Origin of the sequence: Microbacterium sp. SL62 (genome assembly GCF_026672635.1) — a bacterium.
Lineage (GTDB): Bacteria > Actinomycetota > Actinomycetes > Actinomycetales > Microbacteriaceae > Microbacterium > Microbacterium testaceum_A.
The window spans coordinates 44,004-67,328 of record NZ_JAPPRM010000001.1; the positions used below are offsets into that span (position 1 = coordinate 44,004).

Here is a 23,325-nt window from a genome sequence, read left to right on the forward strand (position 1 = left end):
TCCCGCACCCTCGACGAAGAGATCGCGCATGAGAACCCAAGGTCTCGGAGCCTGGCTCCCCCGCCGGCGTCTCCGCTCCCCTGACAAGCCCGCCGTCGTCTACGGCGAGAACCAGCACCTGACCTACGCCCAGCTCGCGGATGCCGCGGAGGCGTTCTCGGCCGTCCTCGCCTCGCGGGGGATCGGCGCCGGAGACGCCGTCGCGTACCTCGGCGAGAACAGCCCCGACTTCTTGATCGCGCTGTTCGGCGCGACGCGGATCGGCGCGGTCTTCGTGCCGGTCAATACCCGACTCGCGGGTCCTGAGATCGCTCACGTCCTCCGTGACAGCGGCGCGCGCGCCCTCGTGCACGATCCCGCGTTCGACGATCGCCTCGACGCGTTGCCGTCGCCCGAGCAGACGCCGCCGCGCATTCGCACCGGCGCGTCCGGTCGGAACGGAGAGCCGGGCCTGTCCCGCCTCCTGGATGCCGCGGGCCCGGCGCCCGCGCTCGTGGTCGCCGACCCCGCCACCCCGGCGGCGATCGTCTACACCTCGGGGACCACCGGGCGGCCGAAGGGTGCCGTGCTGACGCACGACAACCTCACCTCGGTCGCGGTCAACACCGTCATCGACTACGACGTGGTCTCCGAGGACGTCGCCCTGATGATCTCGCCCCTGTTCCACGTGGCGTCCCTGGGGATGGGAGCCCTCCCGGTGGTCTTGAAAGGCGCGACCCTCGTGCTCGAGAAGGGCTTCGAAGCGGGGCGCGCTCTCGACCTCGTCGAGCGCCACCGGGTGACGATGATCTCGGGCGTCCCCACGACCTTCCAGCTGATGGCCGACCATCCCGCGTGGAGCGACTCGGACGTCTCGAGTCTGCGCACCCTCACCTGCGGCGGCTCCGCCGTTCCCGACCGCATCCTGAGCGCGTGGGAGGCCCGCGGATTGTCGTTCTCGCAGGGATACGGCATGACCGAGACCTCCCCCGGCGCCACCTCTCTGGGCTCGCACATGACGAGGTCGAAGCAGGGCAGCGTCGGGCTGCCGCACTTCTTCACCGAGGTGCGCGTGGTCGACGAGCAGGGGCTGCCGGTCCCGTCCGGAGAGGTCGGCGAGATCCAAATCAGCGGGCCGAACGTGTTCGCCGGGTACCACGGGCTCGACGACGCCACCCGCGCGGCCACGACCGACGACGGCTGGTTCCGCTCCGGCGACCTCGGCTACCTCGACGCCGACGGTTACCTGTACGTGTGCGGTCGGTCGAAGGACATGATCATCTCGGGTGGCGAGAACATCTACCCCGCCGAGGTCGAGTCGCTCATCGCGGACCTCCCGGGCATCACGGGGGTCGCGGTCATCGGCATCCCGGACGATCGCTGGGGAGAGGTGCCCCTCGCGGTGGTCACCGTCGCCCCCGGAGCGCAGGTCGACACCGCCGCCGTCCGCGCCCACCTCGACGGCCAGGTGGCCCGCTACAAGCTGCCGAAAGAGGTCGTGATCGTCGATGCCCTCCCCCGCACGGCATCGGGCAAGGTGATCAAGGCCGAGCTGCGCGAGCGCTTCTCGACCGCCCCCGCGTGAGCGTCAGTGCGCGGCCGCGCCGCGGCGCGTTACTCGCGAGATGCCCGTCACCACGCTCACGATGATCAGCCCCAGGATCAGCCCGAACACCGCCGACATCGCCGTCTCGACGATCCACTCGACGACCGGTCCCGCGGCCTCGATCGCGTGGGTCACGACGTGCACGAGATCGAACGGGCCCGACCAGAGGGTGTCGGCGAGGTTCTGCAGCACCAGGTGCCCTCCGACCCACAGCATGGCGACCGTGCCGATCACGCTGATCACGCGGAAGACGGCGGGCATGGATGCCACGACCCGGGCCCCGAAGCGGCGGACGCCCCGCGACTCGCTCTTCATGAAGCGCAGGCCGATGTCGTCGATTTTGACCAGGAGCGCGACCGCGCCGTAGACGACCACCGTCATGGCCAGACCGATGATGAGCAGCGCCCCCAGCGTCATCCAGATTCCGAAGTTCGGGTCGAGGCTCGAGAGGGCGATGAGCATGATCTCGGTGCTGAGGATGAGGTCGGTGCGCACGGCCCCCAGCACGAGCTTCTTCTCGTCGCGCGGCTCGTCGGACTCGGCGTCTTCGTGGTGCACGCCGAACCACTCGAGCACCTTCTCGGCCCCCTCGAAGCACAGGAACCCGCCGCCGATGATGAGCAGGTAGGGAAGCACCCACGGGGCGAACGTCGTGAGCAGCAACGCGATCGGGATGATGATCACGTACTTGTTGATGATGCTGCCCAGCGCGATCTTCCAGACCACGGGCAGCTCGCGCGCGGGCGTCAGCCCCTGCACGTACTGCGGAGTGACGGCGGCGTCGTCGATCACGACACCGGCCGTCTTGGCACTCGCGCGCATCGCGGCGCTGAGGATGTCATCGACGACGGCGAGGAGTCCGACGGACATGCGATTCTCCCGGGGTGCGAGGGCGCGCGAGGTGCGCACCGCAGGCACGACCCTATCGGGGCGCGGGGCCGTGGCCGACGGGGTGGCGCCGGGCCGGATGGCCATGGGAGGTGTTCCGGCGACGAGAGGTCCCCTCGCGCACGCGTCGTCCTGCGTCGCCAGACCCCGGCGCGCGGCGCCCTGTCGCCGCCACGCGACCGTGGCTAGGGTGAAGCCACCGCCACCGCAGAGGAGACCCATGTCGTTCATCACACGCGGATTCTCGGGACGACGACGCGAGCGCGACCCCCGACTCCCTCCCGGTCAGACGCTCGTCGGGGACTGGCCCGTGCTGTCGGCCGGCCCGACACCCCGCGTCGACGACGACGGCTGGGAGTTCGCGATCGGCACCGAGAACGGCGTGCACCGCTGGACGCGGGCAGAGCTCGAGGCCCTCGGGGTCGAGGACGTCTCCGTCGACATCCACTGCGTCACGCACTGGACGAAGCTCGACATGCCCTGGCGCGGCGTCTCTCTCGATCGTCTCTTCGCCGAGGTCGACACCTCCCACCGCTTCGCGATGGTGCACTCGTTCGGCGGGTACACGACCAACATCGCCCTCGACGATCTGCTCGGTGGCAAGAGCTGGATCGCCTTCGAGGCCGACGGGGCGCCTCTCACGCCCGAGCACGGGGGACCTGCCCGCCTGCTGGTGCCGCACCTGTACTTCTGGAAGAGCGCGAAGTGGGTGCAGGGGCTCATCACGATGCCCGCCGACAAGCCCGGATTCTGGGAGCAGAACGGCTACCACCTGCACGGCGACCCCTGGCGCGAGGAACGGTACGGGTGACCGCGCGCACCGCGGCCTGGCACACCGCGATCGTCGTCGCCTCGCGCCCCGAGACCGCGACCGCCCGATGCATCGAGCTCGACGTGCCCACGTGGCCGGGCAACGAGGCGGGTTCGCACCTCGACGTGCGCCTCACCGCACCCGACGGCTACCAGGCGAGCCGGTCGTACTCGATCGCATCGGCGGGCCCGGGCACGCGCATCGTGCTCGCCGTCGACGAGGTGCCCGACGGGGAGGTCTCGCCGTTCCTCGTTCACGATCTGCGCGAAGGCGATCGGATCGAGGTGCACGGGCCGCTCGGGGCGTTCTTCGTGTGGACGCCGTCCGACGACCCCGCTCCGGTGCAGCTGATCGCGGGTGGCTCCGGGGTCGTCCCGCTCTTCGCCATGGCCTCCGCGCACGCGGCCAGCGCCGATCCGAGCACGTTCCGACTGCTGTACTCCGTCCGTTCCCCCGACGACGTGTTCTTCGCCGATGAGCTCGCCGCGCTGGTCGACGATCGCTTCGCCCTCGACCTCGTCTACACGCGCCGGGCGCCGGCCGACGCGGAACGGGCTCCCGCACGACTGACCGCCGAAGGTCTGCGCGCCGCGGTCATCCCCGCCGATCAGCAGCCGCGCGTCTTCGTCTGCGGACCGACTCCGTTCGTCGAGGCGGTCGCAGGCTGGCTCATCGAGGCGGGTCACTCATCCGCCCGCATCCGCACCGAGCGATTCGGAGGCTCCTGATGACGCTTCTCGACGGCAATGCCCTCGCCGGTCGCCTCGACGATCTACTCGGCTGGGACGCCACGGCATCCGGAGTTCGATGCACGCACTGCGGGCTGACGGGACTGCTCGCGACGGCGGCCGTCTACGCCTCGGCGATGGGGGCCGTCGCGCGGTGCCGCGGGTGCGAGGCCGTGCTCCTCACCGTGGTCGACGGTCCCGACGGCCGCTCCTGGTTGGGGCTCTCGGGCGTGAGTGCGGTGGAGATGCACCGCGCCTGACCCCGCGCGTTGCAGCGGAGCAGCAGGCTCCGAGATACTCGAGCCCAGCGGCACCCGGCCGTGGGGTCCGGAGCGACGAACAGGGGGCGGGCGATGAGCGACGCACAGGCAGGGTGGTACGACGACGGTTCCGGGCGCATGCGCTGGTGGGACGGGCAGCGGTGGAGTGAGCAGTTCCAGGAGCCGGCCGCCCCGCAACCGGGCGTCGCGGGCTTCATCGAACGGGCGCAGGCCGATGCCGTGTCGGGCGCGCAGCCGCGTCCCGCCCAGGACGGGTTCAGTTACGTCGTGCTCCAGGTGGTGCTGAGGGAGAAGTTCTTCGGCACAGGCTCGGGCAACCTGACCGAACTCGAGAACGTCATCAACCGCCAAGCCGCGCTCGGTTTCCGCCTGCACACGATCACGACCGCCTCGTCGGGGAGCACCGGCTTCGGCGGCGGCGACCGGATCCAGGCCACGATGGTGTTCGAGCGGCAGGGCTGACCACCCGGCCGGTGACGACCATCCCGCGGCGGCGTGACCGATGATCCGGTCACCACTCGCGTGCCTTTCAGATGCATCGCGGCTGAACACTTCGCACTCGTGCTGGACACGGGGCGACGAGGAGGGTTTCATGCTGTTGTGTGAGCGCTCCCAGAGGCGCTCGCTCCACTTACCGCCGAGCAGCAGAACACGAAAGGTTCACTCATGGGGTACGTCACGACGGACGACGGCGCGGAGATCTTCTTCAAGGACTGGGGCGATCACGACGCTCAGCCCATCGTGTTCCATCACGGGTGGCCTCTGTCATCCGACGACTGGGACGCGCAACTGCTCTACTTCCTGAACGAGGGCTATCGCGTGATCGCGACCGACCGACGCGGCCACGGTCGCTCGTCGCAGATCGACACCGGTCACGACATGGATCACTACGCGAGCGACGTGAACGCTGTCGTCGAGCACCTCGACCTGCGCAACGCCGTCCACGTCGGCCACTCCACCGGTGGCGGACAGGTCGCCCGCTACGTCGCGAAGTACGGCGAGCCCCAGGGCCGTGTCGCCAAGGCCGTGCTCGTCGCGGCCGTTCCGCCCCTGATGCTGCAGACCGATGACAACCCCGAGGGTCTCCCGATCTCGGTGTTCGACGGATTCCGCGACGCCCTCGCCGCCAACCGCGCGCAGTTCTTCGAGGATGTGGCATCCGGCCCCTTCTACGGGTTCAACCGCGAAGGCGTCGAGGTGCAACAGCGAGTGATCGACAACTGGTGGCGCCAGGGCATGGCCGGCAGCGCCCTCGCCCACTACGCCGGCATCAAGGCGTTCTCCGAGACCGACCAGACCGAGGATCTGAAAGCGATCTCGGTGCCCGTGCTCGTTCTGCAGGGGGACGACGACCAGGTCGTGCCCTACCAGGCCGCCGCCCTCAAGCAGGCCGAGCTGCTGTCGAACGCGACGTTGAAGATCTACGAGGGCTACCCCCACGGCATGCTGACCACGCACGCCGACGTGATCAACCCCGACATCCTGGCGTTCATCCGCTCCTGACGTCCACCCGACGGCGCTCGCGACACCCCGCGGGCACCGTCGGGTGAAACCAGAAAAGCCCCGGCGAACCGGGGCTTTTTCTGCGGAGACGGAGGGATTTGAACCCTCGGTCCCCTTACGGGGACTCCACCTTAGCAGGGTGGTGCACTAGGCCTGACTATGCGACGTCTCCAGGTGATCGACGCCCTGCGGCGCGAACACACCGGTCCATACTAACCGGATGCCGCCCGGCATTCGAACCACGTCCGACATGCCGGGCGGCGAGGGTCAACCGCGGACGTTTCCGTTCGAGCAGGTCGCCTGCGCGGCGGTCTGCCCGGCGATGCCGCTCGGCAGCTGGATCGCGTCCGACGTCGGGGCCGGCGAGGCCTGGGCCGTCTGAGTGGGCGCGGGGCTGGCGGTGTCGACCGGCGCGGGAGCCTGCGTGGGCGCCGGGGTGGCGTTCTGGTCGACGACCACGCCGTTACCGTCGCTGAGGTTGCCCGAGAGCTCCAGCGGCTGGTTCGCGGCGAGGGCCGCCCACAGCGTGTCGGCATCGGTGCGGTCGGGCACGACGCGGTTGGGGTTCGAGGGATCGGTGTACGTCGGGTACTGGATGAACACGATCTCGTTGAACGGCACGTCCTTGACCGCGGAGGCGATCTGCACCAGCGTCAGCGGGTTCGTCAGCGAGGTCGACGGGTCGACGTTGCGCAGAGCGGTGGAGGCGAGCTTGTAGAGCGTCGCGGGGTTCGACAGCACGTCCTGGCTCTTCAGCTTGTTGGCCAGACGCGACATGTACTGCTGCTGGTTCGAGATGCGCCCCAGGTCGCCGCCGTCGCCGACGCCGTGACGGGTACGGAGGAACTGCAGGGCGTCGAGACCCTGCACCGTGCGCATGCCGGCGGGCCAGTCGATGCCGGTGTAGCGGTCCTTGATCCCGTTCGCGATGCAGACGTCGACACCGCCGATCGCGTCGGTGATGTTGATCACCCCGCCGAAGCTGACCTTGGCGGCGAAGGGGATCTCGAGGCCGCTGAGCTCCGAGACCGTCTGAACGACGCACGAGAGGCCACCGTACGAGAACGCGGAGTTGATCTGCTGCTTGCTCATCGCCGAGGTCTCGTTGCCGTCCTTATCGGTGCACGAGGGGATCGGCACCATCAGGTCGCGCGGGAACGAGATGACCGTGACCCGGCGGGGCGCGTCGGAGATGTGGACGAGCATGTTGACGTCGTTGAGGCTGCCCTCCGAGTCGGCACCGGTGCAGCGATCGCCGAAGAGCTGGGCGAAGCTGGGCTCGCACTCGTCGGTGCCGACGAGGAGCATGTTGACGCCGCCCTTGAGCTCGCCGAGATCCGGCGGGACCGCCGGCTGACCCTTGAGCTCGACCGCGTCCGCGGTGAAGCTCTGAGTGAGGTCGACCGCGGCGTACGCGAGGACCGCACCACCCGACACGAGGAGGACGGCGAGGGCGATCGCCACGCCGCGGAACAGCTGCGCGAGGGGCCCCGGCGAGGTGAGTCGCCCGTGGCGCGCGACGGTCCGCTGACCGCGCGGGGTGGAGGTCTTGCTCACTCGGGTCCTTTCGAGACGGATGCCACCGGCCCGGCAGCACGTCGACCCGCGGCACGGCCGGAGGTCGCAGTAATACTAGGGATCAGGATCTGTGAATCCCGTGAAGATCGGGCGTTTCGCCGAGGGTCAGGTGCGGGAGGCGTCCCGACGGTGCATGATCGAGACGACCAGCGTCGACGAGTCGCGCGGCGTGGACCCGACGACGTTCTCATCCCGCTCAGCCGGCGATAACGACGAAGCGGACCCCTGCGGGGCCCGCTTCGTCGTTGCGGAGGGTGTGGGATTCGAACCCACGGGACATTGCTGCCCACTGGTTTTCAAGACCAGGTCCATCGGCCGCTCGGACAACCCTCCCGAACGACCCGAGTCTACCGAGCCGCGAACTCGCGGTCGCACGACAGGACCCGCGTGAGGCGACCCCGGGCGAGCGAGCACCCGGGACCGCCTCGTCGCTCAGCCCAGCGGGCCGTAGGCCGCGGGCGTCGTGCGGGCGTGGGTCGCCTGCTCGAAGCCGTAGGCGAGGCCCAGAAGGGGACCCTCGGCGAAGTCGCGGCCGAGGAACTCGAGGTTCACTCCCCCGGTCGACGCCTCGGTCGAGAGCCCCTGACCCATGGGCACCGTGACGGCGGGCAGGCCCGTGTTCGGGCTCAGACGCATGTTCGTGCCGATGGTGCCGTAGGGGTTGCCGGTCGGGTAGACGACGGCATCCAGCTTCTGGTCGTCCATGAACGCGGTCATGATCTGCTTGCCCTTCGCGAGCTGCAGGGTGTGCGAGCCCTGCGGACCGGCCCACGCCTGATAGGTCGACTCGGTGACGGCGGCGCGCTGGCCGTACGGGTTGCTCGCGCGTCCCGGCACGATGTTCGGCGACTGCGAGATGGCGAGCAGACTGCGCGCGCTCACCGTCGGGTCGAGGTAGGCGGTGATGTAGTTCTGCAGGTCGTGGTTGAACTCGGGGCCACTGCCGCTCCCCTCACCCACGATCGCCGAGAACCCGTCGGGTGCGGTGACGGCGACCACCGTCGCACCCCGTGCCTCCATGGCCGCCTTCGCCTGCGCGAAGAGACGCTGGGTGGTGGGGTTCGTTCCGAGCATCGACGCGATGTAGCCGACCTTCTTGCCCTTCAGCGACTCCCCGTCGAGGTACGACGTGTACGTCTCGGGGACCTTTCCGGCCTGGCGTGCGGTGATCGGGTCACCCGCGTCTTCGCCGACGACCGCGTCGAGGGCGATCGCGGCATCCTGGACCGAACGGGCGATCGGACCACCGGTGTCCTGCGAGAGGGCGAGGGGCACGATGCCGTCGCGACTGGCGAGACCGACCGTCGGGCGCACGCCCACGAGCTGGTTGTAGGTCGAGGGGATGCGGATCGACCCCCCGGTGTCGGTGCCGAAGCCGATGCCGGCGAGGTTCGCCGCGATCGCGGCTCCCGTGCCGCCGCTCGATCCGCCCGAGGTCTGGGTCGTGTCGTACGGGCTCGACACGGTCAGCGCGGTGCCGTCGGGCTGGAACGCCGACCACTGCGAGCTCAGGTTGATCGCGAACTCATCCATCGAGGCCTTCGCCACGATCACGGCTCCGTCCGCGCGGAGCCCCGTGACCATCGTCGCGTCGGTCGAGGTCTGGTTGCCGCTCCAGCAGCCGCAGCCGGCGGTGGTGGGCATGTCGGCGGTGTTGTAGTTGTCTTTCAACGCCACCGGGATGCCGAGAAGCATGCCGGTCATGCCCTTCTCGGCGCGGATGGCGTCTGCTGTCGCCGCGGCGGCGAGCGCGACCTTGCTCGTCGTGATGATGGAGTTGAGCGGTCGCACACCGGTCGGGCGCACGACCTTGTCGTACGCGGCGATGCGGTCGAGGTACTGCTGGGTGAGCGACACCGAGGTGATCACGCCCGCGTTCATCGCCGCCTGCATCGCCACGGCATCGGCCTCGACGATCTGGAAGGGACCGTCGTCGTAGATGATGCGCTCCGACAGCAGGGCGAGATCGGATGCCGTCACGGCACCGTCGTCGTCGAGGTCGAAGCCCGCGGCATCCGCCCATCCGGCATCGCTCGAGGTCATCCCCAGGTGGGGGGCGAGGGCCTCGAGGTCGGCCGTCGTCACCTGGGCATCGCCGGTGACGTCGAGCTCGGCGTAGTACGGGGCGAGGAACGGCGCGACCGACGGTGCGGGCGCGGGGGCGGCGAGCGCCGTGGTGGGGGCGACGACGGCCCCGGCGACGACGACACCGATCGAGGCGGACACGGCCAGAACACGGCGGGCCAGGGGGGTCATGACGGATCCTTCGCGGAAGAAGACGGACGAACGGGACGCGGTCATTCCTGCACCGCCTGACGGCGGCGGAGGACGAACAGGGCGCCTCCGGCGATGAGAGCGACACCGAGAGCACCGGCGACCCACCACGGCGTCGCATCGACACCTGTCGTGGCCAGGTCGCCCGGGCCCTTCGCCGCGGGTGCGGGAGTCGCCGACGCAGACGCGGACGCCTCGAGCGAGGGCGCGGGTGACGACGTGGACGGCTGCGGAACGGAGACGGGTACCGGCGCGATGACGACGGTTCCGGAGGCCACTGCTGCAGCCGTCACGACGTCACCGGTCGACGACACGAGACGCACCGACGACAGCTCGACGACGGCCGACCCGGCCGCGAGCGACCGGAGGGGGATGGATGCCAGGACGACCCCACTCGCGCCGCTCACACCGGGAGACGTACCGAGGCGCGTGTGCGAGACGGTCAGGGAGCCGGGGCCCGTGACGGTCGAGGTGAACCCACCGGCGGGACCGGTCGGGGCATCGGCCGCGGGAGCGAGCAGCGTCGGGTCGAACGTGATCTCGAGGTCATAGGAGTAGAGATCGCTCACACCGGATCCGGTGATGGTGGCGACGAGCGCGTCACCGGCGGTGACGCTCATAGGGCTCATCGACAGCGACAGGATCGCCGCGGGAGGGGCGGCGTGCGCCGCGGGCGCGGCGAGCACGGGCCCGAACAAGGCCAGGGCCGCCACGAGGACGGCGCCGAGGCGGCGTGACACTCTCGGGCGTGATGCGGGGCTGTGTGCAGACATGCGTGGGTCAGGCTCCTCGGGTGATGGAACGAGCACGACCGGGATCCGCGTGGGCCTCTCGGCATCCGACGATCGTTGGGTGACCCGACCTTGTCAGCACGGCATGTCCGACAAGTTGCCCCACATTTCCATCGCATATCCGTAGGCGAATGAGGGCGCGTTTTCAGGCGAGTCCCTCCCTCGTCCAGCCCCCGGGTTCGCGGGGGCGCGCCGGATAACGTCGCGTCCATGGCGACGATGACCCGAAGCCCGCTGGCATCCTTCTTCCTCCGGCTCGGACGGCAGGTGTGGGTGCGCGCGGCGCTCTTCACCGCGATCTCGATCGCGGTGGCGCTCGCCGCGCGGTTCGTGGGGCCTCTGCTGCCCTTCTCGTTCAGCGTCGATCTCGCGGCCGGCTCCGTCGACGAGCTGCTGCAGATCATCGCCACGGCGATGCTCACCGTGAGCACTTTCTCGGTCACGGCGATGGTCACGGCCTTCTCGTCGGCGACCACGACCGCCACCCCACGATCGACGCAGCTCTTGATCGCCGACCCGACCTCGCAGAATGCCGTATCGACGTTCGTCGGCGCCTTCGCGTTCTCGCTCGTCGGAATCGTCGCCCTCTCCACCGGGTATTACGAAAGCCAGGGGCGCACGATCCTCTTCGTGGCGACCCTCGTCATCATCGCCATCGTCGTCGTAACGCTCCTGCGATGGATCGCCCACCTGTCGACCTTCGGACGGATGGCAGACGTCATCGATCGGGTCGAGAAGGCGGCCACGACCTCACTCGAGTGGCATGCAGCGCGGCCGACGCTGGGCGCGCGATCCGCCATGACACCACCAGCGGGGGCGGTGCCCGTACACGCGGACGGCGTCGGATACGTCACCCATGTCGACGTCGCGGGGCTCGACCGACTCGCACGCCAGCACCAGATCGATGTGCACGTCCGCGCCGTCCCCGGCAGGATCGCCGATGCACGGGTCCCCCTCGCCCTCGTCGACGGTCCCGTCGATGCCGACGTCGCCGCGGGGGTGCGGCGAGCCTTCCGGATCGAGAACCACCGCACGTACGAGCAGGATCCGCGATTCGGAGTGATCGCCCTCACCGAGATCGGCAGCCTCGCCCTTTCGTCCGCGACGAACGACCCCGGTACGGCGATCGAGGTGATCGCGGCGCTCCACCGCGTCTTCTCGCGGGCCTTCGCCGTCCCCATCGATTCCACCGTGGATTTCGAGCGGGTGTTCGTCCCGGCGCCACGCCTCATCGATCTCGTCGACGACGCCTTCCGACCGTTGGCGCGCGACGGCGCCGCCGTGATCGAGGTGCAGGTGCGCCTGCAGAAGTGCCTTGCATCGCTCGCTGCATCCTCCCCCGACCGCGCCCCTCTCTTCCGGGAGGCCGCGCGCGCCGCGTTCGACCGCAGCCGTCGGGAGCTCGATCGCTCCGACACACGCACCCTGCGTGCGGCCGTGCGGCAGGCCTGGGCGCGCGAAGGGGTCTGAGCGTCGGCTACGCCCCCGCTATGGACTTCCTGCGCTCCACTGCGGAGGGATTGCCGCGCGCTCGCGCCCGGCGTAGACCGAGAACATCACCCCACGACCCGTCGGGCCGTCCGAGTTGAGGAGGTCACCATGCTCGTCACCACGCTGTCAGCGCAGATCGTTCTCGCCGTCTTCGCGCTCGTCTACGCGGCATCCGTCTTCACCGCGATCGTCGCCGTCCGCGATCCGCAGGCGTCCCCCGGCCTCAAGGCGACGTGGGTCGCCGCGCTGCTCCTGTTGCCGCCGATCGGACTCCTCGCGTGGGAAGCGGCCCGCCTGGCCGATAGCCGCGCCGCCCGTCGCCCGATGACCGTCGTGGATCGCACCGCGTTCCGCGCCGACCGTGCCGCGCACGTGGCCGGCGAGTCCGCGCGGGTCTGACGCCCTCGGGCCGCCGATCCTGCAGCGGGTCAGAGCGCGCGCAGGATCGCGGCCACGCCGCCCTCGGTCACCGAAAGGCCGACCTCGCCTGCGGCGGCATGCACTTCGGGAGGGCCCTGGTGCATCGCGATCGCCCGCCCGCCATTGCGGACGGCCCACTGCATCATCTCGATGTCGTTGCGACCGTCGCCCATGACCAGGACGCGCTCGGGGGCAATGCCCAGCCACCCGCGCACGAGCTCGAGCGCGGTCGACTTGTCGACACCTTGCGGCGCGATGTCGAGCCACGCCGTCCACCCGATGGCGTACGACACCTGCGTCAGCCCGATCCGCTCGACGAGTTCGAGGAAGTCCTGGTCGGTCTGCTCGGGCGCGACGACCACCACACGGCACACCGGCTCGGCGGACAGCTCGGCGAAGGTCACCTTGTGCGCCTTCTCGAGATTCCAGTCGTCGAGGTAGTCGGTGAACTTGCGCGTGCCGTCGGGCAGCTCCACCAGGAAGTGCGCACCCGACAGGTGCTCGCCCAACAGCGTCAGCACCTCGCTGGGGTCGAACGTCTCGACATGCGCGCGCTCGTACTCGGTGGCATCCGGTCCCCCCACCCGGCGCATCACGACGGCACCGTTCGAGCAGACGGCGTACTCGGGACGGATGCCGAGGCGGTCCATGATCGTGTGGGTGCTGTCCCAGCTGCGTCCCGTGGCGAGCATGACCTCGTGACCCGCGCGGTGCGCGTGCGCGACCGCCTCGACGACCCCGGGGCTCAGGGTGTCGTCCTCGAGGAGCACCGTCCCGTCGATGTCGAGAGCGATGAGCAGACGCCCGAGCTGAGGAGCGTCGGCGAGATCGGCGACCAGATGGGCCGCCTCCTGCTTCGGCGCGCTCTCAACGGCACCGGTGTCGGGGAGAGCGGCCTCGTCGCTCACGCGATGGGCTCCATGACCTCGAGCCCGCCGAGGTACGGCCGCAAGACCTCGGGGACGGTGACCGATCCGTCGGCGCGCTGGTGCGTCTCGAGCAGTGCCACGATCCACCGCGTGGTGGCGAGCGTGCCGTTGAGGGTCGCGACCGGCTGGGTCTTGCTGCCGTCGGCGGGACGGAAGCGGGTCTCGAGGCGGCGCGCCTGGTACGTCGTGCAGTTCGAGGTGCTCGTCAGCTCGCGGTAGGCATCCTGCGTGGGCACCCAGGCCTCGATGTCGAACTTGCGCGCGGCGCTCGATCCCAGGTCGCCGGCGGCCACATCGATCACGCGGTAGGCGAGGCCGAGGTCCTGCAGCATCTGCTCCTGCATCGCGACGAGACGGTCGTGCTCGGCCTCGGCATCGGCCGGGTCGGTGTAGACGAACATCTCGAGCTTGTTGAACTGGTGCACGCGGATGATGCCGCGGGTGTCCTTGCCGTAGGAGCCCGCCTCGCTGCGGTAGCAGGTGGACCACCCGGCATAGCGCTTGGCGCCGCGCTCGAAGTCGAGGATCTCGTCCATGTGGTAGCCGGCGAGGGGCACCTCGCTCGTGCCGACCAGGTAGAGGTCTTCCTTCGGCAGGTGGTAGACCTCGTCGGCGTGCTGGCCGAGGAACCCGGTGCCGCGCATAACCTCGGGGCGCACGAGCGTCGGCGGGATCATCGGGGTGAAGCCCGCCTGCAGCGCGCGGTCGAGGGCGAGGGTCATGAGCGCGAGCTCGAGGCGCGCGCCGATGCCGGTGAGGAAGTAGAAGCGGCTGCCCGAGACCTTCGTGCCGCGTTCCATGTCGATCGCCCCGAGCAGCTCGCCGATCTCGAGGTGGTCGCGCGGGGTGAAGTCGTAGGTCGGGACGTCGCCGTGGGTACGCAGCGTGACGAAGTTCTCTTCGCCACCCGACGGGACACCGTCGATGACGATGTTCTCGATCTTCGCCAGGGCCGCCTCGGCTGCCGCCTCGGCCTCGGTCGCGGCGTGCTGCGCGGCCTTGACCTGCTCGCTGAGCTGCTTCGCCTCGGCGACGAGGGCGGCCTTCTCTTCTTTCGGTGCCTGCGCGACGCGCTTGCCGTGCGCGTTCTGCGCGGCACGGAGCTCTTCGAAGGCGGTGATGGCCGCGCGGCGGTCGCGGTCGGCGGCGAGGGCGTCGTCCACCGAATCCGGCGACTCCCCGCGGGCGATCTGGGAGCGCTTCACGAGCTCGGGATCTTCACGCAGCAGAGTCAGGTCGATCACGCGTCCATCCTACGGTCGAGGCGGCACGTGTCCTGCGCTGTCGCGAGCACGCGCGGCGTGCGCCGGAACGCGAAAGGACGGGCTCCTCTCACGGCGAGTGCGGCTTCGGCATCCCTCCGTCAAGCCCGCCTCGATGACGGGTGACGGGATCGACCGCGGTCCTATGGTGGATGCCATGGCCGCCCCTGACGAGCCGCGTGACGACGCGGACGCTCCCGAAACCGTCCCCGCCGATGCTCCCGCCGAGGTGAGGGCGGATGCCGCCGCGGCCGGGGGCTCTGACGACCACTTCCACGCGGCACGGCTGGGCGACGACGTGGGCGACCGCCCGCGCAAGGACGTCCCTCACCCGAAGGATGCCGCGGAACCCGACGACACCATTCACCAGCCCGAGGACGTCGAGCCGGACTCATCGGCGGAGATGCCCGGCAAGACGCAGCGCGTCGACGCCGAGGGCGAAGAAGCGCCGATCGACGCCGAAACGACCCAGAAGAAGAGGGCCGCCCTCGTCTACAACCCCGTCAAGGTCGACCCCGACACGCTGCGCGCCCGCGTGGCCGAACTCTCGGCCGCGGCCGACTGGGCCGAGCCGTTGTTCTACGAGACGACGGTCGACGACCTGGGCGACGACGCCACCCGCGCAGCCCTCGACGAGAAGGTCGACGCCGTGCTCGTGGCGGGCGGCGACGGCACCGTCCGCGCCGTCGCCGAGGCTCTGACTTCGACGGGTGTGCCCCTGACGATCATCCCGAGCGGGACGGGCAACCTGCTCGCTCGTAACCTCAACCTGCCCCTCGCCGACAGCGACGCGATGATCCGCTCGACCTTCGAGGGCGACGTCCTCTCCATCGACACCGGGATCGCGCGCATCCGCCGCGCCAGCGGCGAGATCGAAGAACACGGATTCTCGGTCATGGCGGGCATCGGTCTGGACGCCGCGATGATCCAGAACACCCGCGACGATCTGAAGAAGCAGGTCGGCTGGGTCGCCTACGTCGATGGAGCGGCGAGGTCGCTCGTCTCGGCCAAACCCTTCCGCGTCATGTATCAGCTGGACGGGCACCGCCTGCACTCGGCGAAGGTGCACAGCGTGCTGTTCGCGAACTGCGGCGCTCTGCAGGGCGGCGTCGCGCTGATCCCCGACGCCTCGATCGCCGACGGCAGCCTCGACGTGGCCGTGCTGCAGCCCAGCGGCGTGCTCGGCTGGTTGGGCGTCTGGCGCAAGATCGTGTGGGACAACTCGGTGCTGCGGCGCTTCCGCGCCGGTCGACGCGTGCTCGAGCGCCGTAAGGACTCGTCGGTGCGCTACCTGCGGGGCACGGGCATCGAGTTGGCGACCGCGCCCGCGCAGCCGATCGAGCTGGACGGCGACGAGTTCGGCGAAGCGACGCGCGTGTACACGCGCATCGTTCCCGGTGGGCTCTCGGTCGCGCTGCCGAAGGGGCACGACACCTCGTCGCTCTGACGTTCACCAGGCGGTGCCGGCCGCACGGGTGTCAAGCCCGAAGCACCGGATGCCGCGGTGGATAGCGTCGGAGAATGGCTTCACCCTCGATCGTCTGGTTCCGCGACGACCTGCGCCTGACCGACAACCCGGCGCTGCGCGCAGCGCTCGACCGCGACGAACCGATCGTCGCGCTGTACCTGCTGGACGAGGAGTCGGACGGCGTCCGCGAGATCGGCGGGGCGGCGCGGTGGTGGCTGCACGGGTCGCTGACCTCGCTCGGCGAGCGCCTGAGCGAGCGTGGAGGGTCGCTGGTGCTGCGGCGCGGCAAGGCGGCCGAGGTCGTCCCCTCCCTGGTCGATGAGATCAGCGCCGGAGCCGTGTTCTGGAACCGGCGCTACGGCGGTGCGGAGCGCGACATCGACGCCGGCATCAAGGAGAAGCTACGTGACGACGGCGTGACCGTCGCGTCGTTCGCCGCCAACCTGCTTTACGAACCGTGGACGGTGCGCACGCAGAGCGACAAGCCGTACGGCGTGTACAGCCCCTTCGCCCGGGCCGTTCAGAAGCTCCCGGCCCCGCGCCCGCCGATGCCGGAAGCACGGAAGATCCCCGGATTCGACGGCAGAGTCGGCGGTGACGACCTCGGCTCGTGGGGCCTTCTCCCCACGAAGCCCGACTGGGCCGGAGGCCTGCGCGAGACGTGGGAGCCCGGAGAGCCCGCCGCGAAGGCACGTTTGAAGGAGTTCCTCGACGACGACCTGGGCGACTACTCCAAGTACCGCGACGAGTTCGCCGGCGGTGCCACCTCGAACCTGTCACCCCGCCTGCGCTGGGGCGAGCTCAGCCCCTACCAGGTGTGGCACGACACCCTCGAGCACCGGGGATCGGGCCAGCACGCGCAGAGCGCGAGCGGCTTCCTCTCGGAGCTCGTATGGCGGGAGTTCGCCTGGCACGTGACCTACCACTCCCCCGACATCGCGACGGTGAACTGGCGCCGCACATTCGACGCCTTCCCCTGGCCGAAGCTGAACCGGTCGCACCTCGAGACCTGGCAGCAGGGCAAGACGGGCGTGGCCGTGGTCGACGCCGGCATGCGCCAGCTCTGGCACACCGGCGTCATGCACAACCGCGTGCGCATGGTCACGGCATCGTTCCTCATCAAGAATTTGCTCATCGACTGGCGTCATGGCGAGCGGTGGTTCTGGGACTGCCTCGTCGACGCGGATGCCGCGAGCAACCCCTTCAACTGGCAGTGGGTCGCGGGAAGCGGCGCGGATGCCGCTCCCTACTTCCGCGTCTTCAACCCCGACACGCAGCGCAAGAAGTTCGACCCGCACGACGCCTACATCAGGGAGTGGGCGCCCGAGTACCTCGGCGAGAACCCGCCCGAGCCGATGGTCGACCTCGGCGAGACGCGCAAGCGCGCGCTCGACGCGTACTCCCACGTGCGCCACGGGGGCTGAGCCGACCTCGACAGCTTCCGTGTGACGGCCACCGCGGAGGCCACCTCGCCCTCGATCGTGCCGGGATCGGGGAGGTGGAGCCAGGGGGCGATGGCCTCGTCGATGCGGGAACGGATGCTGTCGAACGCCGCGCCGAATTCCTCGTCCTTGCCGCCGCCGACGAAGATGTCGGCGATGAAGTTGTCGCTCGACCAGTCTCCGCCGCCTCCCCGTCCGGCCCGGGCCGGGTGACCGTGTAGTGCGCGCTCGACGAGTCGATCTCGTAGGAGTCGCCGTTGATCTCCCATCCGGACGGGCTGGTGCGCATGTAGGCGTCGATGGCCGCGCGCTTGAATCGCGGAATGAGAGCGGAGACGTCCGTCGAGCTCATCGTTGCGCACCCGCCGAATCGCGCGCACCGTCGCCCTCGGGCAGCGCGGCTCGTCGTCGTGCCGCCAGCAGGGTCAGGCCGGTGCCGAACACCGCGACCAGACCGATCCACGTCATCCGAGACTGCCGCGCCTCGCCGCAGAGCCCCTGCGCCGTCGCGTCCGCCCGCGCCGCCAGCTCGACGCTCGGGTTCTCTCCCTCATCGATGTAGCCGACGCTCTCGAGCCAGCGCTCGGTCACATCGGACTGATCGCCCGCGCGGTCGCCGACGAGACTGGCCCCCGACACGGATGACAGCAGGGGTCGGCACTGCAGGTCGCCGACCCCGTTGCTCAACCCCACGGAGGTCGGGGCGAAACCCAGGAACCCCGCTCCAACGATGGTCGCACCCGCCACGACCGGACTGATCCAGCGCATTCATCCCCCCTGAATCCACGTCGCCCTCCAACCTATGCGCGAGCATTGCGTGGCGGAAGGCCCACCGCCCAGGCGAAAGGGGCGCCACCTCGCGGTGACGCCCCTTATCGACGGGTGTCAGTTGACGCGCTGCTCGTCGGCGTCGTCCTCGTCGTCACCCGGGATGAAGACGTCGACCACGGTCACGTTGATCTCGGCGACCTTCATGCCGACGAGCTCGGTGATGGCCTGGTGCACGGCCGCGCGGACGTTGGACGCCACGCGCTGCAGCTGCTCGGGGTAGTCGACCTGGATGGCGATGTCGGCGGCCACCTCGGTCTCGCCGACCTCGACGCTCACGCCCTGGGCGTGGTCCTTCGCGCCGACGGCCTGACGGATGTTGCCGATCACGCGCGCGGCGCCGCCACCGAGTGCGTGGACGCCGGGGACCTCGGCCGCGGCGATGCCGGCGACCTTGGCGACGACGGCGTCGACGATGACGGTCGAGCCGCCGTCCTTCGTGGTGGGGGTGGCGGTGGTGGTGGTGTTCTCAGCCATGTTCGCTTCCTTCCGTCGTTCCGGGACCGTGTGTCCCGCGATGTCACAGGTGAGACGCGGTGGGCCGCGCTTTCGTCACGCGGTTTTCCTGAGAGAACGCTGAAGATGGATGCCGCATCGCCCTGCACCCCTCGTGGCCCGCCGCGACGCCCGGAGAGGAATAGCGGGGATCGATCGGGCGTTCTTCTCGGGGTGAACGACGCCATGCCCTCCCTCTCTGTTCTCGATCTCGTCCCCGTCCGCAGCGGACAGAACAGCGCACAGGCGGTGAGCGCCGCCCTCGACCTCGTCGAGCGCGCCGACCGCCTCGGGTACCGCCGGTACTGGTTCGCCGAGCACCACAACATGCCGTCGGTCGCGTCGACCACGCCCCCCGTGCTGATCGCCGCCGCGGCCGCCCGCACCTCGCGTATCCGCGTCGGATCGGGCGGCGTGATGCTGCCGAACCACTCCCCCCTCATCGTCGCCGAGCAGTTCGCCGCCCTCGAGGCCCTGGCCCCCGGCCGCATCGACCTCGGCATCGGCCGTGCCCCCGGCAGCGACCCGGTCATCACCCAGCTGCTGAACCGCTCGGGCACCACGAGCGATGTCTCCCGCTTCCCCGATCACGTGACCGACATCATGGCGCTCACCTCGCCGGAGGGTGCCACCGTGCGCTTCACCTCGGGCACCGAGTACCAGGTGAAGGCGACGCCCGCGGCATCCGGGATGCCCCAGGTCTGGCTTCTCGGCTCGAGCGACTACTCGGCGCAGCTCGCGGCCAGCTTCGGCCTGCCCTACGTCTTCGCGAACCACTTCTCGGGCGAGGGGCTCACCCACGCACTCGGGGTGTACCGCGACCAGTTCGTTCCCAACGAGTCGGGTGAGGGCCCGCGCACCTTCGTCACCGCCAACGTCGTCGCCGCGCCGACCGCCGAAGAGGCCGAGGACCGCGCGCTGCCGCAGCTGCGCATGATGGCGCGGCTGCGGACGAACCGCCCCATGGTTCCGCTCGAGACGGTCGAGCAGGCGAAGGCGGAGCCGTTCGACGCGATGGCCGAATCGATCATGGCCTCGACCCGGCAGAAGTGGTTCGTGGGCACCGGCGATGACGTGCGCGCGCAGTTGAGTGCGTTCGCCGCGCAGCACGGCGTCGACGAGATCATGGTGTCGCCGGTGGCGGGAGCCTACGACGGCGAGACCTCCGAGGGCCGCGTGCAGACCCTCGAGCTGATCGCGGCTCCGGCGACCGTCGCGGCCTGACGCTGCAGGCGTCGCCGCCGCGGGTGAGACGGCTGAGCCTCTCGCGGCCGCCGATACCGACGCGGGCTCCAGGCCCGTCGACGAGCTCGGGGACCGGGGCGCGCGGGGCGGCTAGGCCTTTCGAGGCCACCGGTCAGCGACGCGGGCTCTAGGCCCGTCGACGAGCACAGGGGCCTGGCGGCGGGTCAGGCCTCGGGCTCACCACTCAGCAGGCCGCGCAGCCAGTCCCGCGCCTCGACGAACACGTCGTCGCTGTAGCGCTGCGGGTACCGGACGATCGCGCGATCGGCGCGGGCGTACGACCCCAAGAAGATGACCTTCGGGCTGAACCGGCGGAGCCCCAGCAGGGCGTCGGCCATGCGCTCGTCGAGCACGTGACCGTCGGCGTCGATCACGAAGCGGTACCGGCCGAGGGCGTCGCCGATGGGGCGGGATGCCAACAGGCTCAGGTTGATCCCGCGCGTGGCGAACTGCTCGAGCAGTTCGAGCAGGGCACCCGGGTGGTCCTCGGGCAGCTCGACGATGAGCGAGGTCTTGTCGGCACCGGTGGGCGGAGCCGGAGCGACCGTGCGGCTGACGAGAACGAAACGCGTCACCGCGTTGGGGTTGTCGCCGATGTTCTCGGCCAGCACCGAGAGGTCGTGGTGGGCGACGATGCCGGGGGCCGCCACCGCGGCATCCGCCGCACTCGTCCCATCGAGCACGCCCAGCGCGCTCGCGACATTGCTCTCGGCGGGGAGGTGCGCGTGGGCGGGGAGGTTCTTGCTGAGCCATCCGAGGCACTGCCCGTAGGCGACCGGGTGCGCGGCGACGAGCGAGACGTCGGCGAGGGTGGCTCCGGGGCGACCGACGAGCACGAAGTTCACCGGCACGAGGTACTCGCCCACGATGCGCAGGCCCGGCACGGTCGCCAGGGCATCCTGCGCGGTCGAGACGCCGCCGTCGACGGAGTTCTCGATGGCGATCATCGCGGCATCCGACCGCCCCTCAACGACGTCGGCGAGCGCTTCGCCGACGTTGCGCACGGGACGCCAGATCTGATCGCGCGCCTCGGGCACCTGCGCCAAGGCCGCCTCGGTGAACGTGCCGGCCGGGCCCAGGTAGCTGTAGGTACGGCGGGCGGGCACGGTCTCTGTGTCGGGCAGCACGGCGTCCAGCCTAGACCTGGGGGAAGATTCCGGATGCCGCGACAGCGGGCCCACGCCACCGTTGCGGACCGCATCGAGCGGCGACCGCCCGCGACGCGACCACGGATTCTCTCAGAATGCGTCACAGCGTGTGCGCATGTCGGAGGGAGCGGGCAGACTGGGCGCATGAGCAGTCGCGCAGGGCAGCCCGCAGAGGCATCCGATCTCATCGACATCGACGAACTGATCGCGGCGTATTACGACCGCAAGCCGGATGCCGCGGTGCCCGAGCAGCGCGTCGCCTTCGGCACCAGCGGTCACCGCGGTTCGTCGCTGAGCACCAGCTTCAACGAAGACCACATCCTCGCCACGACCCAGGCGATCGTCGACTACCGCGCAGCGCAAGGGATCACCGGTCCGCTGTTCCTCGGTCGCGACACCCACGGGCTGTCGCTGCCGGCCGAGCGCAGCGCGATCGAGGTGCTGGTCGCCAACGGCGTCGACGTGCGCGTCGACTCCCGCGACGCGTGGGTGCCGACCCCCGCGCTCAGCCACGCGATCCTCACGTACAACCGCGACCTCGCGGCCGACGACCCGGGTCGCTCCGACGGCATCGTCGTCACTCCCTCGCACAACCCTCCGCGCGACGGCGGCTTCAAGTACAACCCCCCGCACGGCGGACCCGCCGACACCGACGCGACGGGCTGGATCGCCGACCGCGCGAACGAGCTCATCGCCGCGGGGCTCGAGGGCGTGCATCGCACGCCGCACGCCGACATCGACCTCGACGGCCTGGGCCAGTACGACTTCCGCGACGCGTACGTCAGGGATCTGGCATCCATCATCGACGTCGACGCCATCAAGAGCGCCGGCGTCCGCATCGGCGCCGACCCGCTGGGCGGGGCATCGGTGGAGTACTGGGCGCTCATCGCCGAGGTCTACGGCCTCGATCTCACCGTCGTGAACCCCGAGGTCGACCCGACGTGGAAGTTCATGACGCTCGACTGGGACGAGAAGATCCGCATGGATCCCTCCTCGCCCTCGGCCATGGCCTCGCTGGTCGCCGCGCGCGACGAGTACGACATCCTCACCGGCAACGACGCCGATGCCGACCGCCACGGCATCGTCACCCCCGACGCGGGGCTGATGAACCCCAACCACTACCTCGCGGTCGCCATCGACTACCTGTTCTCGCACCGTCCGGGCTGGCCCGCCGACGCCGCGATCGGCAAGACCCTCGTGTCGTCGATGATCATCGACCGCGTGGCCGACGCCCTCGGCAAGACGCTGCTCGAAGTGCCCGTCGGGTTCAAGTGGTTCGTCCCCGGCCTGCTCGACGGCTCCGTCGCGTTCGGCGGCGAGGAATCGGCCGGTGCGTCGTTCCTGCGCAAGGACGGCACCGTGTGGACCACCGACAAGGACGGCATCCTGCTCTGCCTGCTGGCCGCCGAGATCCTCGCCGTCACCGGCAAGACCCCGTCGCAGCGCTACGCCGAGCTCGAGCAGCAATTCGGCGCCTCGGCATACCAGCGCGTCGACGCGGCGGCGTCGCCCGCGCAGAAGTCGGCTCTGTCGAAGCTCTCTCCGGATGCCGTGTCGGCCACCGAACTCGCCGGTGAGCCCATCACCGCGAAGCTCTCGCACGCGCCGGGCAACGGCGCCGCGATCGGCGGGCTGAAGGTGCAGACGGAGTCGGCGTGGTTCGCCGCACGCCCCTCGGGCACCGAGGACGTCTACAAGCTCTACGCCGAGTCGCTCCGCGGCGAGGACCACCTGCGCGAGGTGCAGGAAGAGGCGCGGGCGGTCGTCTCGGCGGCGCTCGGCCAGTAAGACCCGCCAGAAGCGGCGTCGTCCTTCGGGGCGGCGCCGCTTTCGCGTGCGCCGGCCTTGCGAGCGGCGCGGTCGGTTGCTCGAGCGAGAGGTCGGTTGCTCGAGCGCGCGGTCGGTTGCTCGGGCGGGCGGTCGATTGATCGGGCGGGCGGTCGGCACTGATAAACGCCATTCCTGGCGAAACACGCGGCGAGGCTGCGTTTCTGAGAACGAACAGCGTTTATCGGTGACAGGGGCCAGGGGATACCGCCGCCCCGGCACTCCGAGGGGGTGACGGAGCGGGGATGCGGCGGCGGGACCCGCGGCATCCGCCCACCCGTTCCATCCGCCCACCACGCCGATAAACGCCGATCCGTGCGAGACACGCGGC

General features: G+C 70.0%; 21 protein-coding genes and 2 tRNA genes. 12 read left to right on the forward strand and 11 right to left on the reverse strand.

Going from position 1 to position 23,325, the window contains the following annotated elements; translation table 11 throughout:
- Positions 1-28: 28 nt before the first annotated feature.
- Complete coding sequence (locus OVA26_RS00180) at positions 29-1,564, forward strand: acyl-CoA synthetase (RefSeq protein ID WP_268102418.1); 1,536 nt, start codon at positions 29-31, stop codon at positions 1,562-1,564.
- A gap of 3 nt (positions 1,565-1,567) precedes the next feature.
- On the opposite strand, the gene OVA26_RS00185 is transcribed toward OVA26_RS00180, so the two are convergent.
- Complete coding sequence (locus OVA26_RS00185) at positions 1,568-2,455, reverse strand: DUF808 domain-containing protein (RefSeq protein ID WP_268102419.1); 888 nt, start codon at positions 2,453-2,455, stop codon at positions 1,568-1,570.
- 238 nt (positions 2,456-2,693) lie between these two features.
- Here OVA26_RS00185 and OVA26_RS00190 point away from each other — a divergent pair, with 238 nt between their 5' ends.
- The 5 genes from OVA26_RS00190 to OVA26_RS00210 all read left to right on the forward strand — a co-directional run bounded on the left by OVA26_RS00190 (position 2,694) and on the right by OVA26_RS00210 (position 5,796).
- A complete protein-coding gene (locus tag OVA26_RS00190; RefSeq protein ID WP_268102421.1) occupies positions 2,694-3,284 on the forward strand; it encodes a molybdopterin-dependent oxidoreductase in 591 nt (196 codons plus the stop codon).
- Positions 3,281-4,012 carry an FAD-binding oxidoreductase gene (locus OVA26_RS00195; protein ID WP_268102422.1) on the forward strand — a complete coding sequence of 244 codons (732 nt, stop codon included), beginning with the start codon at positions 3,281-3,283 and terminating at the stop codon, positions 4,010-4,012. Before OVA26_RS00190 ends, OVA26_RS00195 begins: the two co-directional genes overlap by 4 nt.
- Entirely contained in the window at positions 4,012-4,272 is a 261-nt protein-coding gene (locus tag OVA26_RS00200) for a DUF6510 family protein (RefSeq protein ID WP_268102423.1), read from the forward strand. The genes OVA26_RS00195 and OVA26_RS00200 overlap by 1 nt, the downstream gene beginning before the upstream one ends.
- Before the next feature lie 93 nt (positions 4,273-4,365).
- On the forward strand, positions 4,366-4,755 hold the full coding sequence (locus OVA26_RS00205; RefSeq protein WP_268102424.1) for a DUF2510 domain-containing protein: 390 nt from the start codon (positions 4,366-4,368) through the stop codon (positions 4,753-4,755).
- Between the two features lie 204 nt (positions 4,756-4,959).
- A complete protein-coding gene (locus tag OVA26_RS00210) occupies positions 4,960-5,796 on the forward strand; it encodes an alpha/beta fold hydrolase (RefSeq protein WP_268102425.1) in 837 nt (278 codons plus the stop codon).
- 83 nt (positions 5,797-5,879) lie between these two features.
- On the opposite strand, the gene OVA26_RS00215 is transcribed toward OVA26_RS00210, so the two are convergent.
- The 5 genes from OVA26_RS00215 to OVA26_RS00235 form a co-directional block, all read right to left on the reverse strand.
- Positions 5,880-5,968, reverse strand: a tRNA-Ser gene (locus OVA26_RS00215).
- A 95-nt stretch (positions 5,969-6,063) separates the two neighbouring features.
- Positions 6,064-7,353 carry an LCP family glycopolymer transferase gene (locus tag OVA26_RS00220; protein WP_268102426.1) on the reverse strand — a complete coding sequence of 430 codons (1,290 nt, stop codon included), beginning with the start codon at positions 7,351-7,353 and terminating at the stop codon, positions 6,064-6,066.
- A gap of 269 nt (positions 7,354-7,622) precedes the next feature.
- Positions 7,623-7,707: transfer RNA gene (locus OVA26_RS00225), tRNA-Ser, on the reverse strand.
- 99 nt (positions 7,708-7,806) lie between these two features.
- Complete coding sequence (locus OVA26_RS00230) at positions 7,807-9,630, reverse strand: amidase family protein (protein WP_268102427.1); 1,824 nt, start codon at positions 9,628-9,630, stop codon at positions 7,807-7,809.
- 41 nt (positions 9,631-9,671) lie between these two features.
- The gene (locus OVA26_RS00235; RefSeq protein WP_268102428.1) at positions 9,672-10,388 is read right to left on the reverse strand and encodes a cohesin domain-containing protein; all 717 of its coding nucleotides are present in this window, start codon (positions 10,386-10,388) and stop codon (positions 9,672-9,674) included.
- A gap of 261 nt (positions 10,389-10,649) precedes the next feature.
- On the opposite strand from OVA26_RS00235, the gene OVA26_RS00240 reads away from it, so the two are divergent.
- Both OVA26_RS00240 and OVA26_RS00245 read left to right on the forward strand, forming a co-directional pair.
- Entirely contained in the window at positions 10,650-11,909 is a 1,260-nt protein-coding gene (locus tag OVA26_RS00240; RefSeq protein ID WP_268102429.1) for a DUF2254 domain-containing protein, read from the forward strand.
- A gap of 129 nt (positions 11,910-12,038) precedes the next feature.
- Positions 12,039-12,329: a PLDc N-terminal domain-containing protein gene (locus OVA26_RS00245; protein ID WP_268102430.1), complete on the forward strand. Its 291-nt coding sequence runs from the start codon at positions 12,039-12,041 to the stop codon at positions 12,327-12,329.
- A 29-nt stretch (positions 12,330-12,358) separates the two neighbouring features.
- Here OVA26_RS00245 and OVA26_RS00250 read toward each other — a convergent pair whose 3' ends face one another.
- Positions 12,359-13,258: an HAD family hydrolase gene (locus OVA26_RS00250; protein WP_268102431.1), complete on the reverse strand. Its 900-nt coding sequence runs from the start codon at positions 13,256-13,258 to the stop codon at positions 12,359-12,361.
- Positions 13,255-14,523 (reverse strand): serine--tRNA ligase, encoded by a 1,269-nt coding sequence (gene serS / locus OVA26_RS00255; protein ID WP_268102432.1) that lies wholly within the window; start codon positions 14,521-14,523, stop codon positions 13,255-13,257. Before serS ends, OVA26_RS00250 begins: the two co-directional genes overlap by 4 nt.
- A 175-nt stretch (positions 14,524-14,698) precedes the next feature.
- Here serS and OVA26_RS00260 point away from each other — a divergent pair, with 175 nt between their 5' ends.
- Together OVA26_RS00260 and OVA26_RS00265 are read left to right on the forward strand one after the other, a co-directional pair.
- Positions 14,699-15,988, forward strand: a complete 1,290-nt coding sequence (locus OVA26_RS00260; RefSeq protein WP_268102433.1) for a diacylglycerol/lipid kinase family protein — start codon at positions 14,699-14,701, stop codon at positions 15,986-15,988.
- Positions 15,989-16,062: 74 nt separating this feature from the next.
- Complete coding sequence (locus OVA26_RS00265; RefSeq protein ID WP_268102434.1) at positions 16,063-17,433, forward strand: cryptochrome/photolyase family protein; 1,371 nt, start codon at positions 16,063-16,065, stop codon at positions 17,431-17,433.
- A 366-nt stretch (positions 17,434-17,799) separates the two neighbouring features.
- Here the strand turns inward: OVA26_RS00265 and OVA26_RS00270 are convergent, their stop codons facing one another.
- Both OVA26_RS00270 and OVA26_RS00275 read right to left on the reverse strand, forming a co-directional pair.
- Positions 17,800-18,219, reverse strand: coding sequence for a hypothetical protein (locus OVA26_RS00270; protein WP_268102435.1), 420 nt, complete (start codon positions 18,217-18,219; stop codon positions 17,800-17,802).
- Between the two features lie 117 nt (positions 18,220-18,336).
- Positions 18,337-18,756 (reverse strand): Asp23/Gls24 family envelope stress response protein, encoded by a 420-nt coding sequence (locus OVA26_RS00275; protein ID WP_136587376.1) that lies wholly within the window; start codon positions 18,754-18,756, stop codon positions 18,337-18,339.
- Positions 18,757-18,960: 204 nt separating this feature from the next.
- Here OVA26_RS00275 and OVA26_RS00280 point away from each other — a divergent pair, with 204 nt between their 5' ends.
- A complete protein-coding gene (locus OVA26_RS00280; RefSeq protein ID WP_268102436.1) occupies positions 18,961-19,998 on the forward strand; it encodes an LLM class flavin-dependent oxidoreductase in 1,038 nt (345 codons plus the stop codon).
- Positions 19,999-20,183: 185 nt separating this feature from the next.
- On the opposite strand, the gene pheA is transcribed toward OVA26_RS00280, so the two are convergent.
- Positions 20,184-21,146 carry a prephenate dehydratase gene (pheA, locus tag OVA26_RS00285; RefSeq protein WP_144784394.1) on the reverse strand — a complete coding sequence of 321 codons (963 nt, stop codon included), beginning with the start codon at positions 21,144-21,146 and terminating at the stop codon, positions 20,184-20,186.
- A gap of 165 nt (positions 21,147-21,311) precedes the next feature.
- Between pheA and pgm the strand changes: the two genes are divergently transcribed.
- A complete protein-coding gene (pgm, locus tag OVA26_RS00290) occupies positions 21,312-22,955 on the forward strand; it encodes a phosphoglucomutase (alpha-D-glucose-1,6-bisphosphate-dependent) (protein WP_268102437.1) in 1,644 nt (547 codons plus the stop codon).
- Positions 22,956-23,325 lie beyond the last annotated feature (370 nt).

Coding starts and splice junctions, on each gene's coding strand:
- OVA26_RS00180 (WP_268102418.1), top strand. CDS start 29: ATGAGAACCCAAGGTCTCGGAGCCTGGCTCCCCCGCCGGCGTCTCCGC.
- OVA26_RS00185 (WP_268102419.1), bottom strand. CDS start 2,455: ATGTCCGTCGGACTCCTCGCCGTCGTCGATGACATCCTCAGCGCCGCG.
- OVA26_RS00190 (WP_268102421.1), top strand. CDS start 2,694: ATGTCGTTCATCACACGCGGATTCTCGGGACGACGACGCGAGCGCGAC.
- OVA26_RS00200 (WP_268102423.1), top strand. CDS start 4,012: ATGACGCTTCTCGACGGCAATGCCCTCGCCGGTCGCCTCGACGATCTA.
- OVA26_RS00205 (WP_268102424.1), top strand. CDS start 4,366: ATGAGCGACGCACAGGCAGGGTGGTACGACGACGGTTCCGGGCGCATG.
- OVA26_RS00210 (WP_268102425.1), top strand. CDS start 4,960: ATGGGGTACGTCACGACGGACGACGGCGCGGAGATCTTCTTCAAGGAC.
- OVA26_RS00230 (WP_268102427.1), bottom strand. CDS start 9,630: ATGACCCCCCTGGCCCGCCGTGTTCTGGCCGTGTCCGCCTCGATCGGT.
- OVA26_RS00240 (WP_268102429.1), top strand. CDS start 10,650: ATGGCGACGATGACCCGAAGCCCGCTGGCATCCTTCTTCCTCCGGCTC.
- OVA26_RS00245 (WP_268102430.1), top strand. CDS start 12,039: ATGCTCGTCACCACGCTGTCAGCGCAGATCGTTCTCGCCGTCTTCGCG.
- OVA26_RS00260 (WP_268102433.1), top strand. CDS start 14,699: ATGGCCGCCCCTGACGAGCCGCGTGACGACGCGGACGCTCCCGAAACC.
- OVA26_RS00265 (WP_268102434.1), top strand. CDS start 16,063: ATGGCTTCACCCTCGATCGTCTGGTTCCGCGACGACCTGCGCCTGACC.
- OVA26_RS00270 (WP_268102435.1), bottom strand. CDS start 18,219: ATGCGCTGGATCAGTCCGGTCGTGGCGGGTGCGACCATCGTTGGAGCG.
- OVA26_RS00275 (WP_136587376.1), bottom strand. CDS start 18,756: ATGGCTGAGAACACCACCACCACCGCCACCCCCACCACGAAGGACGGC.
- OVA26_RS00280 (WP_268102436.1), top strand. CDS start 18,961: ATGCCCTCCCTCTCTGTTCTCGATCTCGTCCCCGTCCGCAGCGGACAG.
- pgm (WP_268102437.1), top strand. CDS start 21,312: ATGAGCAGTCGCGCAGGGCAGCCCGCAGAGGCATCCGATCTCATCGAC.